Here is a 16727-nt window from a genome sequence, read left to right as displayed (position 1 = left end):
CCTCTTCGCTCGCGTTCATGAACTTATGTTGAAACGCCCAACAAAAAAATATGTTCTTTGTTCGCTGTTTCAATAAGTTGCAGTTTCGAGGCCAATATGGTGCCGCCGGCTTCAAATGCCACCCCCCTGAGCCCAGCACGGGACGCATGGCTTATCGTATCCGGGCCGATCGTCGGCAGGTCGGCGCGGCGCTCTTGTTGCGGTTTGGCCATCTTCACCAGCACGCCGGCCGGGCCGGGGCGGGCGACGGCGGGGATGCGGGCGAGCATCGCATCGGTGCCCTCCACGGTTTCCACCGCCAGCACGATGCCCTGCTGGACCACGCAAGCCTGGCCGATATCGGCCGCACCGGTGAGCTTCAGCACCTCGATGCCGCGCCTGATGTCGGCCATCGCCTGGGCGTCCGGGCCGAGAGCGGTGAGCAGCCCGTCCGGGGCCAGCGCGTCATTGATGATCTCATGCGCGCCGAGCACGTTGAAGCCTTCCTCGGAGAGCACCCGCACGATGGCGGCGAGCAGCCCGTCATCGCCCAGGAACGCCGCCTTGCCGACGCGCGCCAGAAGTTTCGCCCCTTCGGCATCCGGGCGCAGCGAGAGGAAGGAGGGGCGCTTGACCGGGCCGATCATCACCAGATCCCGGCAGCCGCGCTCGCGGAAGGCGCGGATCATCGCGCCGATGGCGCCGAGCCGGAAGGCATGGTGCGGGAAAGGCTGCACGATCTCCGGCAGCGCATAGCCTTCCAGCGCGGCAATGAAGACCTCCCGCCCGGATGCCCGCGCCGCCGCCGCCACCTGGCCCGGCAACGGCCCGCCGCCCGCGATAATCCCCAGCGGTGAACTCATGCCCTCCCCCCTCTCAGATGCGTCGATCTTATGTGGCAAAAGTTTTTGGGGGTATGGGGGCTTTTTTCAAAAAGCCCCCATAAACGTCTGGGGTGGTGGCACAGGCGCTGCCTCAACCCCGAACCTTTTCGCCGCTTTTTTGAAAAAAAGCGGCCCCTCCGGCGCCTTTTATTCCTCGTCGCCCGCGACGTTGGTCAGGATCCCATGCTTGGACGGCGTGGCGATGAAGGCGAGGATCTGCTGGACATGCTCATTGTCCTTGTAGGTCTCAGCGGCCTCGGCAACGCGCGCGGCGAACACGCCAGGGCCGCAGAACAGGAATTTATAGGCGTTATTGACCTCGGCCAAAGCCGCCTTCTCCAGCCCGCGCCGCTTCAGCCCGATCAGGTTCAGCCCCAGCAGCTCCGCCCGGGTGCCAAAGACGCGGGCATAGGGGATGACGTCGCGGGTGACACCGGTGAGGCCGCCGACCATGGCGCCGGTGCCCACCCGGGTGAATTGCAGCAACGCCGCATTGCCGCCGATCACCGCGCGGTCACCGATCTCGACATGCCCGCCGAGGGCGACATTGTTGGAGATGATGACGCCATCGCCCAGCACGCAATCATGCGCGACATGGACGGTGGCCATCAGCAGGCAGTCGGCGCCGATGCGGGTGATGCCGGAGCCGGTGACGGTGCCGCGATGGATGGAGGCGTGCTCGCGGATCTGGGTGCGCGGGCCGATCACCGTCTCGGTCTCCTCGCCCTTATATTTCAGATCCTGCGGCTCCAGCCCGATGGTGCAGAAGGGGAAGATCTTCGCCCCTGCCCCCACCCTGGTTCGCCCGGAAATGGCGACGTGGCTGACCAGCTCCACCCCCGCGTCCAGCACCACATCCCGGCCGACCGTGCAGAACGGGCCGATTTTCGCATCCGGCGCGATGGTCGCGCCGGCTTCGATGAGGGCGGTGGGGTGAATCATGGGTGTTACCGTATCCAGCATGTCTTGTCCGCTTCAAGCTGCCCGGGCTGTAGCGGGGCGAAGCGTCCGAGGCCAATCAATTTCAATTACCGCTTATGTCTCGGCGCCGGCATTATGCCGGCGTCTCGTTCTCCATGATCATCGCGGTGATCGTGGCTTCCGCCACCATCGCGCCATCCACGCGGGCGGCGCAGGCGAAACGCCAGATCTGGCCGCGACGCTTTTCCTTGGTCACGGTGATGCGCAGCTGGTCGCCCGGCGTCACCGGCTTGCGGAATTTCGCGCCGTCGATGGACATGAAATAGACGATGGGAATCCCGGCCTCCGGCCCCAGCGTGGCGATCACCATGCTAGCCGCCGTCTGCGCCATGCTCTCGATGATCAGCACGCCCGGCATCACCGGATGGCCAGGAAAATGCCCCTGAAAGAACGGCTCGTTGACGGTGACATTCTTGATGCCGACGGCGGAATGGTCGCGGCGGACCTCGACCAGCCGATCGACCAGCAGGAACGGGTAGCGGTGCGGGATCATGCCGAGGATCTGCTTGGTATCGATCATCTCGATATCAACGGGCGGAAGGGCGGGTGCAGTCTCGTCGGTCATTCTTTATCAGATCCCTGTTTTGGTCCTTTGCGCCCGGATTGGGCGAGTTTGCGCAAGGTGATGACCTCGCGGAAGAAGCTTTTCACATTCTGGGCGGGCGCGCCCAATACTTCCTCGCCGGTCGGTACGTCCTGCATCACGCCGGATTGCGCGCCGATGCGGGCCTTGTCGCCGATTTTCAAATGGCCGGTGAGCCCGGCCTGGGCCGCGATCATCACCCCCTGGCCGATCTGGGTGGAGCCGGAGATGCCAGCCTGCGCCACCACCACCGAGAAGGCGCCGATATTCACGTTATGGCCGATCTGCACCAGATTATCGATATGCACGCCAGGGCCGATGATGGTGTCCTGGGCGGAGCCGCGATCGATGGTGGAGTTGGCGCCGATCTCCGCGCCGTCGCCGATCAGCACCCGGCCGAGCTGCGGCACTGGGGTGAAGCCGGTTTTGGAGATGGCGAAGCCGAACCCGTCCTGGCCGATGCGCGCCCCGGGATAGATCACCACCCGGTCGCCGAGGATGGCGTGGCTCAGCGTCACCTGCGCATGGATGCGGCAATCGCGTCCGACCACCACGCCGGGGCCGACATAAGCCAGCGCGCCGATGGAGGTGCCCGCGCCGATCTGCGCGCCCGCGCCGATGACCGCCCCCGCGCCGATCTCGGCCGAAGCATCGACCACCGCACTCGGATCGATCACCGCCGAAGGGTGAATGCCGGGCACAGCCTGAGGGAAAGGATAAAACAAAGCCGAGATTTTGGCCCAGCCGACATAAGGCTCGGGCACCGCCAGGGCGATGCAGCCTTCCGGCACCTTCTCCGCGAAATCCGGATGCAGGATGACGGCGCCGGCCTTGGTTTGCGCGAGCAAGCCGGCATAGCGGCGATTATCCAGAAAGCTGACATCCTCTGGCCCCGCGGTCTGCAGGGGGGCGACGCGGCGGATCAGACGCTCGGTTTCGGGCGCCTGAATGCCAAGCAGCGCCGCGAGGGCGCTGATCGGATGGGGCCCGGCATAGCGGAAGAACCGCTCATCGCCGGGTTTGCCAGTCTCTGCCATGGATCAGGGGCTGCCGTTGCCCTGGTCGCCCGGCTGGTCGACATGCATGCCCGGCGTCACCACGCTGGGCGGCACCTTCACGCTCGGCAGCAGCTTGTTCAGCTCGGTGGCGGTCTCGTCGGTCAGGTCGAAGGCGGCGACGTTCAGCACCGCCTGCTCACGATGCAGCACCAGGTTCATGCCATGGGCCTGGGCTTCCTGCTTGACGATGCCAGCCAGCATCGCCTCGATCTGCTGCAGCGCCTGCTGACCGGAATTCTGGATGGCCTGGTTGCGCTCCTGGAACTTGGTCTGGGTCGCGGCGATCTCGTTCTGCAGCGCCTGCTCCTTCTTCTCCAGCTCGGCATCAGACAGCTTGCCGCGCTCGGCGACGATCGCCTGCTGCTCGCTCTGGATCTTTTCGCGGGCCACCTGCGCGTCCTTCGAGAGGGCGGCCTGGCGCTTCTCGATCTCGGCTTGCACGGCCTGGGCGGCGGTGGATTTCTGCAGCACTTCCGGCACCGAGAGCACGCCGATCACGGCGGTCGGCGGCGGCGGCGCCGGCGGCAAAGCGGGCAGGTCCGGCACCTTGTACTGGGTCTGGTCCGGCTGCGCGGCGGCCGGGGCCGGTGCCTCGCTATGAGGGACTTTCGGCTTGGCGGCGGGGGCGGCGCTATGCTGCGGGGCGCTGGGCGGCATGAAGAAGCCGGGCGAACCGGACGAGGCGGACTGGGCCTGCGCCGCCGGTGCGGCCCCCAGCGTCAGCAGCGGCAGAACGAGCGCGTAACGGGAAAGAGCGGACACTTAGAACCTCGTACCAAAAGAGACGCGGAATTGCTGAACCTGATCGCCCTTCTTCTTCACCACGGGCTGGGCCAGCGACAAATTGATCAGGCCGAACGGCGTATTCCAGGAAATACCGACACCGGCGCCGACGCGCGGCGCGGAGCTGTTGAGCAGGGTGGCGTTGTTGAGCGTGTTGGCGCCCCACAGCGAGCCGACATCGACGAACGCGAATCCTGAGATGCCGATATCCTTGGAGATCGGCAGCGGGAAATGCAGTTCGGTGGACTGCGTCCACATATATTTGCCGCCGACCTGGCCGCCCTGGCTGGTGAGGGTGCCGGCGCTGTTATAGACCGGCTCGACATAGGGGCCGACGCCACCATCGGCGAAGCCGCGCAGACTATCGCCGCCAAGGAAGAAGCGGTCTTCGATCTTGTCGGTATAGCCGCGCATATCGGCCAGATAGCCGGCGGAGGCGGAGAATTTCAGTACCCAGGCCGGGTTACCGAAGATATGCTCAAGCGGGATGTAATAGGCGATGTCCGGAGTGATGCGGAAATATTTCGCATCGCCGCCAAGCCCGGCCAGATCCGTGGTGATGTTCAGGCGCAGGCCCGAATGCGGGTTCTGGTCGTCATCCAGATAATCGAAGCTCAGCGTCTGGCTCAGCTGCGAGAGCGAGGATTTGCCGGCTTCGTTCTGGATATAGATGTTGGTGTTGGAGCCGGTCGGGATGTCGTAAATGTTACGCTGGCTCACCGTGTAGGTGAAGGTCTGCCGCACATTATCGTTGAAGCGGTAGCCCAGGCGCACATCGGCACCCATCGTGCTTTCCGAATAGGAATAGTTCTGCCCGACAGAGGTGTAGGAATTCGTCACCGTACGGAAGATATCCCAGCCCGCGATCAGGTTGCGGTCGAGGAAATACGGGTCGGTCATGCCCAGATTGATCTGGGTGCCGCGCTGGGCGATCAGGGCGTTGATCGAGGCGTTGATGCCCGTCCCCAGGAAGTTGTTCTGGCTAAGGCCGGTATTCAGCAGCGCCCCCAGCGAGGTGGAGTAGCCGCCGCCCAGCGAGAACTGGCCGGTCGCCTGCTCGGTCACCGCGGTGTTCAGCACCACCTGCTGCGGGGTCGAGCCCGGCTGGGTGGTGATCTTCTCATCCTTGAAATAGCCAAGGTTTTTGATGTTCTTGGTGGATTCGTCGATCTTGCTCTGGTTGTAGGCATCGCCGTCCGCCACCGTCATCTCGCGGCGAATCACCTTGTCCTCGGTGCGGGTATTGCCGGTGATGTCGACACGCTGGATCCAGACGCGCGGGCCGTTGACCACATTCAGGACGATGTCCATCGTGTGTTTCTTCTTGTCCAGCGACACCTGCGGGTTCACCGTGGCGAAGGCATAGCCGAGATTAAGGGCGCGCTTGTTCAGCGCGTCGATGCCTTCCTGCAGCGCATCGCCATCGAACCAGTCGCCCTTGGAGAGCGGCACCAGCCCGCGCAATTCCTGCTCGGGCAGGTTCTTGATCCCGGAGACGATCTTGATCGAGCCGATCCGGTAACGCGCGCCCTCATCGACCGTGAAGGTCAGGTAGAAGGATTTGCGGTCGGGGCTGAGGCCGGCATTGGCGCTCAGCACCTGGAAATCGGCATAGCCCTTATGGAAATAGAATTTATGCAGCAGGTATTCGTCATACTCGACGCGCTGCGGGTTGTACTGGTCCGAGCTGGAGAGGAAGCGCCACCAGGCGCTCTGCCGGGTGGAGACCACCGTGCGCAGCGTGCCTTGCGAGAAATGCTCATTGCCGACGAAGGTGATGCGGCTGATCTTGGTCTCGAGGCCTTCATCGCACTGGAACACCACATTCACGCGGTTATCCGGCAGCTTGACGATATTGGCCGTCACCTGGGCGTTGTAATAGCCCTTCTTGGCATAGGCATCGAGCAAGGCGCGGCGGTCGGCCTCGGCGGCGGCGGGGGTATAGACCGAGCGCGGCTTCAGGCTGACGGTGGCCTGGGCGACCTTGTCGGTCAGCTCGGTATCGCCGGAGAACAGCACCTGGTTGACGATCGGGTTTTCCACCACCGCCACATTCAGGTCGCTGCCCTGGCGGGTGATGTTCACGCTCTGGAACAGCCCGGTGGCGTAGAGCGTCTTCACCGACTGGTTGATGGCCTGCTGGTCGAAAGGCTGGCCGGGCTGTGCCACCATATAAGCGATGATCGTGCTGGCCTCGATCCGCTTGTTCCCGGTGACATTGATCGCGGCGATGGTGCCGCCCGTGGGAACGGGCGCCACCGGCTTGTTATGATGCGTGGTGGTCGCGGCCTGGGCCTGTTGGCTGGAGGCGGCGAGCATGGCCGGCAGCAGGCAGACGGACGCCAGAAGAACGGAGCGCGGCTTTAGCAATCGAAATCTCCCAAACCTAGAACCCCGGGCTGCCGGGACGTGCCATCTCGCGGCGTTTGGCACGGGTGAACGCCCTGAGCAAGGTGGCATCGCCCTGCGCCGCCGTTTAAACTTTGCCGTTCGCATCCGGGGATGATCCGGCAAAGCTTTGTTTTCGCCAACAACTTCATGCGTTTCGGGACGCCGGGGCGCCGCGCGGAACATATATTGCTCTAAAGTAAATGCGTGAACCAGGCGACCGCGCCGAGCCGGGTCAGATCATTAAATGTGACCAGCAGCACAAGCGAGAGAATGATCGCCACCCCCACTTTCAGCCCGGCCTCGCGCGCCTGCTCGGGCACCGGGCGGCGGATCAGCGCTTCCACCGCGTAGAACACCAGATGCCCGCCATCGAGAATCGGGATCGGCACCAGATTGACCAGGCCGAGATTGATCGAAAGCAGCGCCAGCAGGCTGATCACCGGCAACAGCCCCAGGGCCGCCGCCTGGCCGGAAATCTGGGCGATTCCCAGCGGCCCCGCGAGGTCGCGCAGGCCACGATGATCGACGATCAGCGTCGCCATGCCATGGAACCAGCCGGCGATCTGCGCCCCGGTTTCCCTGAAGGCGGTGGCGATCGCCGGGCCAGGGGCGAGGCGCTTGAGGCTGGATTGGCTACCGATGACACCGAGATGGCCGATCTTGTCGCCATTCATGTTAATGTCGCCGACCGTGACCGGCAGCATCAGCCGCGCGCTGCCACGCTGGATGGTGAAATCCAGCACGGTATCGGGGTGCATGACCACGATCTGTTGCAGCTGGTTGAAATTATCGATCGGGTTGCCGCCGATCGCCAGCACCCTATCGCCCGATTGCAGATGCGACTCCGCCGCTGGCGACCCCGCCTGCACATCGCTCAGCACCGGCTGGGTGGTGAGCTGCCCGGCAGTCATGAACATGCCGGCATAGATCACCACCGCCAGCAGCAAATTGGCGAGCGGCCCGGCGGCGACGATCACCGCCTTGGAGGAGAGCGAGGCGGAGGCGAAGGAGCCGGGCTTGGCCGGGCCGCGCGTCTGCTCCTCGCCCCAGCCCTGCATCTTCACATAGCCACCGAGCGGCAAGGCCGAGACCTGCCAGACCGTGCCGGATTTTTTCGCGGTATATTTCAGCAGCGCCGGGCCGAACCCGACGGAGAAGGTCTCGACGGTGACCCCCTGGCTGCGCGCCGCCAGATAATGCCCCATCTCATGCACGAAGATCAGCACGCCGATTTCGACGATGAAGGCGAGGATGGTGCGCAGCGTATCGAGCATGGGTCAGGCGGCCTTTGCGGCGGCAAGGTTGGTGGCGGCGAGGCGGGCCTGGGCGTCGATGGCGAGCACCGCGTCCAGATCCGGCAATGCCGGGGCGCCGAGGGATTGCATCACGCTCTCGACGATGCCGGCAATGTCCAGGAAGCCGATCTTGCGGTCCAGGAAGGCGGCGACGGCGATTTCATTGGCGGCGTTGAGCACGGTGGGGGCGCCGCCGCCGGCGGTCAGCGCCTCACGGGCCAGGCGCAAGGCGGGGAAGCGCTGCTCGTCCGGGGCGTGGAATTCCAGCTTCGCCACCTGCACCAGATCCAGCCGCGGGGCTTGCGTCGCCAAGCGCTGCGGCCAGGCCAGAGCGTGGGCGATGGGGATGCGCATATCCGGGCTGCCAAGCTGCGCCAGCACCGAGCCATCGGCGTAGCAGACCATGCCATGAATGACCGATTGCGGATGCACCAGCACCTCGATCTTCTCGGACGGGAGGTTGAACAATCTTGCAGCCTCAATCACTTCGAGGCCTTTATTGAACATAGTGGCGCTGTCGATGGTGATTTTCGCGCCCATCGACCAGACCGGGTGGCACAAGGCCGCCTCGCGCGTCACCGCGCGCATCTCCTCCAGGCTGTGATTGAGGAACGGCCCGCCGGAGGCGGTGAGCACGATCTTGTCGACCGCCTTGGCGTTGCCATCGGCCATCGCCTGCATGATGGCGTTATGCTCAGAATCGACCGGCAGCAGCGTCGCCCCGGCGGCCTCGACCTCGCGCAGGAACACATCCCCGGCGGAGACCATGGATTCCTTGCAGGCAAAGGCAATGGCCCCGCCCTGGCGCACGGCGGCCAGGGTGGGTTCCAGCCCGATGGTGCCGGTGATCGCGCACATGGTCCAATCAGCCTTGCGGCCAGCCGCCTCCAGCACCGCCTCACGCCCGCCGGCGACAGCGAGATTGCTGCCCGCGAGCGCCTCGCGCAGCGCCGGCAGCAAGGTTTCATCGGAAATGACGGTGATTTCCGGGCGGAATTGCCGGGCCTGTTCGGCCAGCAGCTTTACGTTGCGCCCGCCGATCAGCGCGCAGATTTGATAGGCGTCCGGATTTTCCGCAACGAGATCAAGAGTTTGCGTGCCGACACTGCCCGTTGACCCGAGAATGCTCAGCCGCTTCAACCCCATAACCCCAAGCCTCCTTGCATGCAGACCGCGAGCAAAGCCGCCAGCGGTGCCGCCGTCAAAAATCCATCCAAACGGTCGAACAATCCGCCATGTCCGGGGATCGTCCGGCCGGAATCCTTCACGCCGAGTTTGCGCTTGATCGCGCTTTCCAGCAAATCGCCCGCCTGGGCCACGGCGCTTAAGGCCAGCCCGACGCCAAAGGCCGTCAGCGGCTCGCCGAGCGTGAAGCCAGCCAGCAGCGCCCCGCAGAGCGCGCCGATGACCAGACCGCCGACAGCGCCGCTGACCGTCTTGCCCGGCGAGATGCTGGGGGCAAGCTTGCGCCCGCCAATGAGCCGCCCAACCAGATAGGCGCCGATATCCGTGCCCCAGATCACCAGCAGCAGATAGAACACATCCACCAGCCCGGCGCCGGGGCGGTGGCGCAGCCAGAGCAGCGCGATGCCACCAAGCCCGGCATAGGGCACGCCAAGGGCGTCAAACCGGCCGAATACCGGCCAGGAGGCCAGACCGAGCGCCAACACCGCCTCGATCCCCGCCAGCGGCCCGAACAGCACGCTCATCCCCCAGACGATCAGCAGCACCGCCGCCAGCGGCCAGGCATGGTCGCGCTTGGCCAGCGTCGCCCATTCATGGCCGAGCCCGGCCATCGCCACGCCGATCAACAGATCCCAGGCGGTGCCGCCCACCCACATGCAGACCAGCGCCAGCGGCCCCAGCACCAAGGCGGAGGTGGCGCGCAAAGCGAGGTCCGACCAGCGGCCCTTGGCGGGCTGGGGGGGCGAGACGTCAGACAGGGCGGGCACCGAATCGCCGCTCCCTGCCCGCGTAATCCTGCAGCGCATTGGCGAAATCCGCCGCGCAGAAATCCGGCCACAGCACCTTGGTGAACCAGATCTCCGCATAGGCGAGCTGCCAGAGCAGGAAATTGCTCACGCGCTGCTCGCCGGAGGTGCGGATGACCAGATCCGGGTCCGGGATGCCATCGGTATGGAGGAATTGCGCGAAATTCTGCTCGGTCAGCTCGCCCGGCTGCAGCCCCGCCGCCATCGCCCGGCGCGCCGCCTGCACGATCTCGGCGCGCCCGCCGTAAGAGAGTGCGAGCACCAAGGTCAGGCGCTGATTCTCGGCCGTGCGGCGCTCGGCGGCTTCCAGCTCATGCGCCAGCGTGTCGCCAAAGCGCTCGCGCTCGCCGATGACCTTCAGCCGCACCCCCTCGGCATGCAGCTCGGCCAGCTCGGAGCGCAGATAATGTTTGAGCAGGAAGGTGAGGTCCTGCACCTCGCCGGCGGGACGCGACCAGTTCTCGGAAGAGAATGCGAAGAGGGTGAGGTAGGGCACGCCATGCGTGACCGCCGCCTCGATCGCTCGGCGCACCGCCTTGGCCCCTTCGCGGTGGCCGGCCACACGCGGCAGCCCGCGTGCGGCGGCCCAGCGGCCATTGCCATCCATGATGATGGCAACATGCGTGGGCACTGAATGGGAGGCGGCGTCAGCCATCAGACCTGCCGGATATCCTTTTCCTTCTCCGCGAAACTGTCATCGACGCGCTTGATATAGCCGTCCGTCAGCTTCTGCACCTGATCGGCCCAGTCGCGCTCCTCATCTTCGGAGATTTCGGACTTCTTCTGCAAGCCTTTGATCTGCTCCATGCCGTCGCGGCGCACGCCGCGCACCGCGATGCGGGCGGCCTCAGCGTATTTATTGGCGGCTTTCACCAGCTCGATGCGGCGCTCCTCGGTCAGCACCGGCAGCGGCACGCGGATGATCTGGCCATCCGGCTGCGGGTTCAGCCCCAGCCCGCAATCGCGAATCGCGGCGACGGTGGCATTCACCATCGAGCGGTCCCACACCTGCACGGTGAGCATGCGCGCTTCCGGCACCGCCACGGTGGCCACCTGGTTCAGCGGCATCAGCGAGCCATAGGCTTCCACCTTCACCGGCTCCAGCAAGGCCGGGCTGGCGCGGCCGGCGCGCAGGCCGGAGAATTCGCGCTTCAGCGCTTCCAACGCGCCGTCCATGCGGCGGATGAGATCGGTTTTGATCGCTTCAATATCGGCCATGTTTAACGAACCTTCTTAGCTCTCGATGATCCGGGTGAAGGGGCCCTCGCCCCGCATGACGGCGGCAAAGGCGCCGGGCGCATGGATGTTGAAGACCAGGATGGGCAGCTTGTTCTCGCGGGAGAGCGAGATCGCGGCGGCGTCCATCACATTCAGGTCGCGGGCCAGCACATCCAGATAGGTCAGTTCCTCGTAACGCTTGGCGTCGCTCACCTTGCGCGGATCGGCGGAATAGACGCCATCCACCTGGGTGCCCTTCAGCATCGCGTCGCACTTCATCTCGGTGGCGCGCAGGGCGGCGGCGGTGTCGGTGGTGAAGAACGGGTTGCCGGTGCCGGCGGCGAAAATCACCACCCTGCCCTTTTCCATATGGCGCTCGGCGCGGCGGCGAATATAGGGCTCGCAGACGGATTCCATGGAAATCGCACTCTGCACCCGCGTCGGCACGCCTGCCTTCTCCAACGCGGATTGCATGCCCAGCGCGTTCATGATCGTCGCCAGCATGCCCATATAATCGGCCTGGGCGCGGTCCATGCCGGCGGCGGCGCCGGCGATGCCGCGGAAGATATTGCCGCCGCCAATCACCAGACACACTTCGATGCCCATATTGACGACATCGCGCACATCGGCGGCGATGGTCTTCACCGTCTCGGTATCCAGCCCGTATTCGCGCTTGCCCATCAGGGCCTCGCCGGAGACTTTCAACAGAACACGTTTATAGCGTGGAGCTTCGCTCATGGGACGGCCTTTGGAACAGGGGCGGTGAAACCGGGACGGTAGAGAAAGGGCGGTGCCGGGCTTGAAGGCCCGGACCGCCCCAGGGGTAGCGCAAACGGAAGGAGGATTAAACCCCGGCGGCAGCCGCCACTTCCGCCGCGAAATCCGTGACTTCCTTCTCGATGCCTTCGCCGAGGGTGAAGCGCACGAAGCGGGTGATCTCGGAACCGGCCTTCTTGACCACGTCCTTCACCTTGCTCTCGCCGTCATGCACCCAGACCTGCTCGAGCAGAACCACGTCGCCGTAATATTTCTGCACCTGGCCCTGCACCATCTTCTCGATGATCGCATCCGGCTTGCCGGAGGCCTTGGCCTTCTCGATCAGAACGTTCTTCTCGCGCTCCAGCGCGGCCGGGTCGACCTCGGCAATGGTCAGCGCGTCCGGACGGGTCGCGGCGACATGCATGCCGATCTGGCGGCCCAGCGTCTCCAGCGCCTCATTGGCGTTGCCGGACAGGCCGACGATGACGCCGATCTTGCCCAGGCCCGGCTTCAGCGCGCCATGGATATAGGCGGCGGCGGTGCCCCCCGGAACCCCGATGACGGCGACGCGGCGCACATTCATGTTCTCGCCGATGGTGGCGACCATGTGCACGGTCTCTTCGGCGACGGTACGGCCGGTGCCGGGATAGGCGGCCGCCTTCAGGGCCTCCACGTCCTCGCCGGTGGTCAGCGCGACCTTGGCGACGGTCTCGACGAAATCCTGGAAGGCTTCGTTGCGGGCGACGAAGTCGGTCTCGGCATTGATCTCGACCATGGCGACCTTGCCAGCCCCCAGGGCAACGCCCACCAGCCCTTCGGCGGCAACGCGGCCGGACTTCTTGGCGGCGGCGGAGAGGCCCTTCTTGCGCAGCCAGTCGATCGCGGCTTCCTTGTCGCCGTTCGTCTCAACCAGCGCCTTCTTGCAATCCATCATGCCTGCGCCGGTGGTCTCGCGCAGGTCCTTCACCAGGGCAGCGGTAATTTCGGCCATGTGTTCGCTCCTCAATGATGTGTTTGCGCGGCGCCCCCTGCCGGGAGACACCGCGCCGATCCTTCAAAGCCCGCCCGGCCGTGCGGCAAGGCGGGGTAAAAATCAGGCCTGGGCCTGGGCTTCGTCCAGCACTGGCGCTTCGGCCGCGCCCAGATCGACGCCGGAAGCACCCATCTCGGCGGAGATGCCGTCCAGCACCGCGCCGGCGACCAGGTCGCAATACAGGGTGATGGCGCGAATCGCGTCGTCATTGCCCGGGATCGGGAAGGTCACGCCCTCGGGGGAGGAGTTGGAGTCGAGGATGGCGACAACCGGGATGCCCAGCTTGTTGGCTTCCTCGATGGCCAGCTTCTCCTTGTTGGTGTCGATCACGAACAGGATGTCCGGCAGGCCGCCCATATCCTTGATGCCGCCCAAAGCGCGCTCAAGCTTCTCGCGGTCGCGGGTGAAGTTCAGGATTTCCTTCTTGGAGTAACCATGCGTCTCGCCGGAGAGCATCTCGTCCATCTGGCGCAGGCGCTTGATGGAGCCGGTGATGGTCTTCCAGTTGGTGAGCATGCCGCCCAGCCAGCGATGGTTGACGTAATACTGGCCGCAACGCTGCGCGGCCTCGGCCACATGCTCGGCGGCGGCGCGCTTGGTGCCCACGAACAGCACGCGGCCACCGGCGGCGGTGACGTCGCGGATCGCCTTCAGGGCGCGCTCGGCCAGGGGAACGGTCTGCTGCAGGTCGATGATATGGACCTGGTTGCGCACGCCGAACAGGAACGGCGCCATGCGCGGGTTCCAGCGGCGGGTGTTATGGCCGAAATGCACGCCGGCTTCGAGCAGCTGGCGCAGGGAAACGTCGGGGAGTGCCATTGGCAACCTCTTTCCTAAAAACTAATCCGGTTTATCCTCCGCGGGGGAAGCATCCGGCTCCATGAGGGAGCGAACACCGGACCTTGAGGCTTGCGCCAGGAAAGGCCCCCGCGTGTGAATTTGCCCACACCATGCGGGCGCGCGCCCTATGGCGCATTTTTTGGCGCAATTCAAGCAGGGCGGGGTAAAACCCAGGCTTCCCGCAAAAAAGACGCGGGGGGCTTTTTGAAAAAAGCCCCCCGCCCCCCAAAAAACTCTTGGGAAATTAGAATTTATAGCCGACGCCGAAGCCGACCACCGTGGGGTCCAGACCGGTCTGGGCGTGTACGGCGCCATGCAGCAGCCGCGCCGAGGTCGGCAGGATCATCTGCTTCACATCGACATTGATGCTCCAATTCCCCTGCACCGGCACATCGAACCCGGCATCGAAGGCGGGGCCAACGGCCGTGCGCAGGCCGAGCTTGTCAGAGGTGCCGAGCAGCTGCGCGGACGGGCTGGTGCCGTAGAAGAAGGCGACGGTGATGCCAACGCCGACATAAGGGCGCACCACGCCGATCTGCGGGAAGTGCCATTGCGCCGTCAGCGTCGGCGGCAGCACCCAGGTGGAGCCCAGCGTGCCGCCGGCCCCCAGCGCCCCGCCCTTGGCGGTGATGGTATGGCGCGAGGTCGCCGCGATCAGCTGCACCGAGAGATTCGGGGTGAAGAAATAAGACGCATCCAGCTCCGGCGACACGCCGGTGGTGATGCCGAGCTTCGCACCGGGCATGCCGGTGATGTGGCTGTCGATATTCTCCGGAATGACGCCGATCAGGCTGAAATGGGTCATGATATCGCCGGCCTTATAGCCGGTGGGGCCGGAGAGCAGGTTGTAGCCCTGCGCCATCGCCGGGGTGGCGGCCGCGCCGGCCAGGAGAGCAGCGGCGGTGGCCGCGCGGAAGATGTTTTTCATTGCAGGAAGCTCCGATTGACTTGACGCTCATCGGATAGCCCCCGCCTTGCCGCCGGACTTTGATCTGAAACAAAAAATCCCGGCGGAGCCGGGATTTAAAGAGCTGTTGCCGCAATGCAACAGGCGGGGATGGATCAGGCCAGGAGCGGGCCCCAGGACGGATCGGAGGCGTAGGTCGGGGTGTTGACCAGGCGCTCATTGAAGCCATCGACGCCGATGGTCACCAGGTTGGAGCTGTGGCCCGAACCGGTGGGGGACTGGCGGCAGAACATGATCACCCGGCCATTCGGGCAGAAGGTGGGGCTTTCCACCAGGAAGCCCTGGGAGATGATGCGCTCGCCGGTGCCATCCGGCGCCATCACGCCGATGGAGAAGCCGCCCGACCCCCAGAAGGTATAAGCGATCAGGTCCCCGCGCGGCGACCAGACCGGCTCAGCATACTGACCAGGGCCGAAGGAGATGCGTTTCACCCCCGAACCATCGGCATTCATCACGAAGAGCTGCTGATTGCCGTCGCGGTCCGAGTTGAAGACGATCTGCGAGCCATCCGGCGAATAGCAGGGGGTGACATTGATCGAGCTGCTATCCGTCAGCTCGGTGGCGCCGCCGCCGCTCAGGCTGGTTTTCACGATGGCGGCACCGCCATTGCGCGAAACCGACATCAGCAGGGAATTGCCATCCGGGGAGAAGCGCGGGCCGATGGTCATTTCGCCGAAGCCGCCGACCAGCTGGGTGGCGCCGGTCTGCAGGTTGAACATATAGACCCGCGGATTGGCGCCGCCGCGATAGCTGACGAAGGCCAGCTGCTGGCGCGCCGGGTTATATTGCGGGGAGAGCGCCATATTGGCGCCATCGGTCAGGAACTGCACGTTGGCGCCGTCATAATCCATCACCGCCAGGCGCCGGACCGGGCTGGTGGTGGTGCCGGAGACCGAGATGAAGGCGACCCGGCTGTCGAAATAGCCCTTCTCGCCGATCATCTGCTGATAGACGGTATCGGCGATGATATGGGCGATGCGCCGCCAGTTATCCTGGGTGGTGGTGTAGGCCGTGCCCTGCACCTGCGCCTGTTGCTGCACGTTCCAGAGGCGGAATTCCACCCGCAGCTGGCCGCCGCCGGCATCCTGCACATCGCCGGTGATCAACCCCTGGGCGCCGAGCAGCGACCAGTTCTGCCAGACCGGGGTGCCGTTATTCACCGAATTCGGCACGAAGCTGGAGGGGTCGATGGCGCGGAACAGGCCGGAATGGGCGAGATCGTCCGAGATCACCTGGGTGATCTGCGCCGCCACGCCCGAGGCGCCGAAGGGCGAGACGGCGATGGGAATCGGCGCGTTCTGCGCGCCGCTGACATTGATGGCGGGGCCATTATTGGCGGTGCCGCCCGGGGCGGTCTGCGCGAAGGCGGCCGGGGCCAGGAGGCTCGCGGCGCCGGCCGTGCCGAGCAGACGGCGGCGGGAGAAGGGCGGCAGCAGAAGACGCGTCATCATCGTACCTCTCAGGGCGTGAAGTTGAACAGGAAGGTGTTGACCTTGCCCAGCATATTGGAAGGCAGCGGCAACGTTGCACATTGATAATTCTCCACCGCGGCGACGGCGCGCTGGGCGTAGGCGGCGTAGATCGGATCGCCCATATTGCCTTGCGAGGCGGGCGCGATGACGGCCTGGCGCACGGTGCCGGAGGCATCGGTGGTCACCAGCAGCTGCACGGAGAAATTCTGCACCCCCGGCGCCCCGGCATCGATGCCCCAGCACGGGCGCACATGCGCGCCGATGGCGTTGCGGTCAGCCTCCGAGAGCCCGGAATTGGCGGTGCTGTTCGGGCTGCCGCCCCCATGCGGGGCGCCGCCCTGGTCCGGGTTATATTGCGCCGTCGGCGGTTTATCCTGCTTCTGGTTCACCCGCAGCTTGGACAGCGTGTTCAGCACATCCTTGCTCAGCGGCAGCGGATTTTTGACATCATGCTGCTGATGCGTGGCCGATTGCACGGCGGCCGGCGGCTTCA

At 65.1% G+C, this 16727-nt stretch carries 16 protein-coding genes and 1 pseudogene; all 17 read right to left on the bottom strand.

Going from position 1 to position 16727, the window contains the following annotated elements:
• Window positions 1–23: 23 nt before the first annotated feature.
• A complete protein-coding gene (locus MXAZACID_RS03025; RefSeq protein ID WP_008492589.1) occupies window positions 24–842 on the bottom strand; it encodes an LpxI family protein in 819 nt (272 codons plus the stop codon).
• Window positions 843–1010: 168 nt separating this feature from the next.
• Entirely contained in the window at window positions 1011–1805 is a 795-nt protein-coding gene (gene lpxA, locus MXAZACID_RS03020; RefSeq protein WP_008492588.1) for an acyl-ACP--UDP-N-acetylglucosamine O-acyltransferase, read from the bottom strand.
• Window positions 1806–1917: 112 nt separating this feature from the next.
• On the bottom strand, window positions 1918–2364 hold the full coding sequence (gene fabZ / locus MXAZACID_RS03015; protein WP_240376567.1) for a 3-hydroxyacyl-ACP dehydratase FabZ: 447 nt from the start codon (window positions 2362–2364) through the stop codon (window positions 1918–1920).
• A gap of 41 nt (window positions 2365–2405) precedes the next feature.
• Window positions 2406–3464: a UDP-3-O-(3-hydroxymyristoyl)glucosamine N-acyltransferase gene (gene lpxD, locus MXAZACID_RS03010; protein WP_008492586.1), complete on the bottom strand. Its 1059-nt coding sequence runs from the start codon at window positions 3462–3464 to the stop codon at window positions 2406–2408.
• Window positions 3465–3467: 3 nt separating this feature from the next.
• Window positions 3468–4247 (bottom strand): OmpH family outer membrane protein, encoded by a 780-nt coding sequence (locus MXAZACID_RS03005; RefSeq protein WP_008492584.1) that lies wholly within the window; start codon window positions 4245–4247, stop codon window positions 3468–3470.
• Window positions 4248–6638 carry an outer membrane protein assembly factor BamA gene (gene bamA, locus MXAZACID_RS03000; protein WP_008492583.1) on the bottom strand — a complete coding sequence of 797 codons (2391 nt, stop codon included), beginning with the start codon at window positions 6636–6638 and terminating at the stop codon, window positions 4248–4250. It lies immediately after the preceding gene.
• Between the two features lie 212 nt (window positions 6639–6850).
• On the bottom strand, window positions 6851–7933 hold the full coding sequence (gene rseP / locus MXAZACID_RS02995; RefSeq protein ID WP_008492582.1) for an RIP metalloprotease RseP: 1083 nt from the start codon (window positions 7931–7933) through the stop codon (window positions 6851–6853).
• A gap of 3 nt (window positions 7934–7936) precedes the next feature.
• Window positions 7937–9100, bottom strand: coding sequence for a 1-deoxy-D-xylulose-5-phosphate reductoisomerase (locus MXAZACID_RS02990; protein ID WP_008492581.1), 1164 nt, complete (start codon window positions 9098–9100; stop codon window positions 7937–7939).
• On the bottom strand, window positions 9091–9906 hold the full coding sequence (locus MXAZACID_RS02985) for a phosphatidate cytidylyltransferase (RefSeq protein WP_240376494.1): 816 nt from the start codon (window positions 9904–9906) through the stop codon (window positions 9091–9093). Before MXAZACID_RS02985 ends, MXAZACID_RS02990 begins: the two co-directional genes overlap by 10 nt.
• Entirely contained in the window at window positions 9890–10600 is a 711-nt protein-coding gene (gene uppS, locus MXAZACID_RS02980; protein ID WP_008492579.1) for a polyprenyl diphosphate synthase, read from the bottom strand. Before uppS ends, MXAZACID_RS02985 begins: the two co-directional genes overlap by 17 nt.
• A complete protein-coding gene (frr, locus tag MXAZACID_RS02975) occupies window positions 10600–11163 on the bottom strand; it encodes a ribosome recycling factor (protein WP_008492577.1) in 564 nt (187 codons plus the stop codon). The genes uppS and frr overlap by 1 nt, the downstream gene beginning before the upstream one ends.
• A gap of 15 nt (window positions 11164–11178) precedes the next feature.
• Window positions 11179–11901 carry a UMP kinase gene (gene pyrH / locus MXAZACID_RS02970; RefSeq protein WP_008492576.1) on the bottom strand — a complete coding sequence of 241 codons (723 nt, stop codon included), beginning with the start codon at window positions 11899–11901 and terminating at the stop codon, window positions 11179–11181.
• 106 nt (window positions 11902–12007) lie between these two features.
• Window positions 12008–12913: a translation elongation factor Ts gene (gene tsf / locus MXAZACID_RS02965; RefSeq protein WP_008492575.1), complete on the bottom strand. Its 906-nt coding sequence runs from the start codon at window positions 12911–12913 to the stop codon at window positions 12008–12010.
• Window positions 12914–13015: 102 nt separating this feature from the next.
• Window positions 13016–13774: a 30S ribosomal protein S2 gene (gene rpsB / locus MXAZACID_RS02960; protein ID WP_008492574.1), complete on the bottom strand. Its 759-nt coding sequence runs from the start codon at window positions 13772–13774 to the stop codon at window positions 13016–13018.
• A gap of 265 nt (window positions 13775–14039) precedes the next feature.
• Window positions 14040–14723 (bottom strand): OmpW family protein, encoded by a 684-nt coding sequence (locus tag MXAZACID_RS02955; RefSeq protein ID WP_008492573.1) that lies wholly within the window; start codon window positions 14721–14723, stop codon window positions 14040–14042.
• A gap of 134 nt (window positions 14724–14857) precedes the next feature.
• Window positions 14858–16213: a Tol-Pal system beta propeller repeat protein TolB gene (gene tolB, locus MXAZACID_RS02950; RefSeq protein ID WP_008492572.1), complete on the bottom strand. Its 1356-nt coding sequence runs from the start codon at window positions 16211–16213 to the stop codon at window positions 14858–14860.
• Between the two features lie 8 nt (window positions 16214–16221).
• Window positions 16222–16727 (bottom strand): annotated as a pseudogene (locus MXAZACID_RS02945) (hypothetical protein); the annotation flags it as partial.

The organism is Acidocella sp. MX-AZ02, from assembly GCF_000306035.1.
GTDB lineage: Bacteria > Pseudomonadota > Alphaproteobacteria > Acetobacterales > Acetobacteraceae > Acidocella > Acidocella facilis.
Note: the sequence above shows the minus strand (reverse complement) of the source record. Positions and strands in the feature narration are given on the sequence as shown.

What these genes read in the sequence shown, in the direction of transcription:
- MXAZACID_RS03025 (WP_008492589.1), bottom strand. Translation starts at nt 842, where the DNA reads ATGAGTTCACCGCTGGGGATTATCGCGGGCGGCGGGCCGTTGCCGGGC.
- lpxA (WP_008492588.1), bottom strand. Translation starts at nt 1,805, where the DNA reads ATGATTCACCCCACCGCCCTCATCGAAGCCGGCGCGACCATCGCGCCG.
- fabZ (WP_240376567.1), bottom strand. Translation starts at nt 2,364, where the DNA reads ATGATCGATACCAAGCAGATCCTCGGCATGATCCCGCACCGCTACCCG.
- lpxD (WP_008492586.1), bottom strand. Translation starts at nt 3,464, where the DNA reads ATGGCAGAGACTGGCAAACCCGGCGATGAGCGGTTCTTCCGCTATGCC.
- rseP (WP_008492582.1), bottom strand. Translation starts at nt 7,933, where the DNA reads ATGCTCGATACGCTGCGCACCATCCTCGCCTTCATCGTCGAAATCGGC.
- MXAZACID_RS02990 (WP_008492581.1), bottom strand. Translation starts at nt 9,100, where the DNA reads ATGGGGTTGAAGCGGCTGAGCATTCTCGGGTCAACGGGCAGTGTCGGC.
- uppS (WP_008492579.1), bottom strand. Translation starts at nt 10,600, where the DNA reads ATGGCTGACGCCGCCTCCCATTCAGTGCCCACGCATGTTGCCATCATC.
- frr (WP_008492577.1), bottom strand. Translation starts at nt 11,163, where the DNA reads ATGGCCGATATTGAAGCGATCAAAACCGATCTCATCCGCCGCATGGAC.
- pyrH (WP_008492576.1), bottom strand. Translation starts at nt 11,901, where the DNA reads ATGAGCGAAGCTCCACGCTATAAACGTGTTCTGTTGAAAGTCTCCGGC.
- tsf (WP_008492575.1), bottom strand. Translation starts at nt 12,913, where the DNA reads ATGGCCGAAATTACCGCTGCCCTGGTGAAGGACCTGCGCGAGACCACC.
- rpsB (WP_008492574.1), bottom strand. Translation starts at nt 13,774, where the DNA reads ATGGCACTCCCCGACGTTTCCCTGCGCCAGCTGCTCGAAGCCGGCGTG.
- MXAZACID_RS02955 (WP_008492573.1), bottom strand. Translation starts at nt 14,723, where the DNA reads ATGAAAAACATCTTCCGCGCGGCCACCGCCGCTGCTCTCCTGGCCGGC.
- tolB (WP_008492572.1), bottom strand. Translation starts at nt 16,213, where the DNA reads ATGATGACGCGTCTTCTGCTGCCGCCCTTCTCCCGCCGCCGTCTGCTC.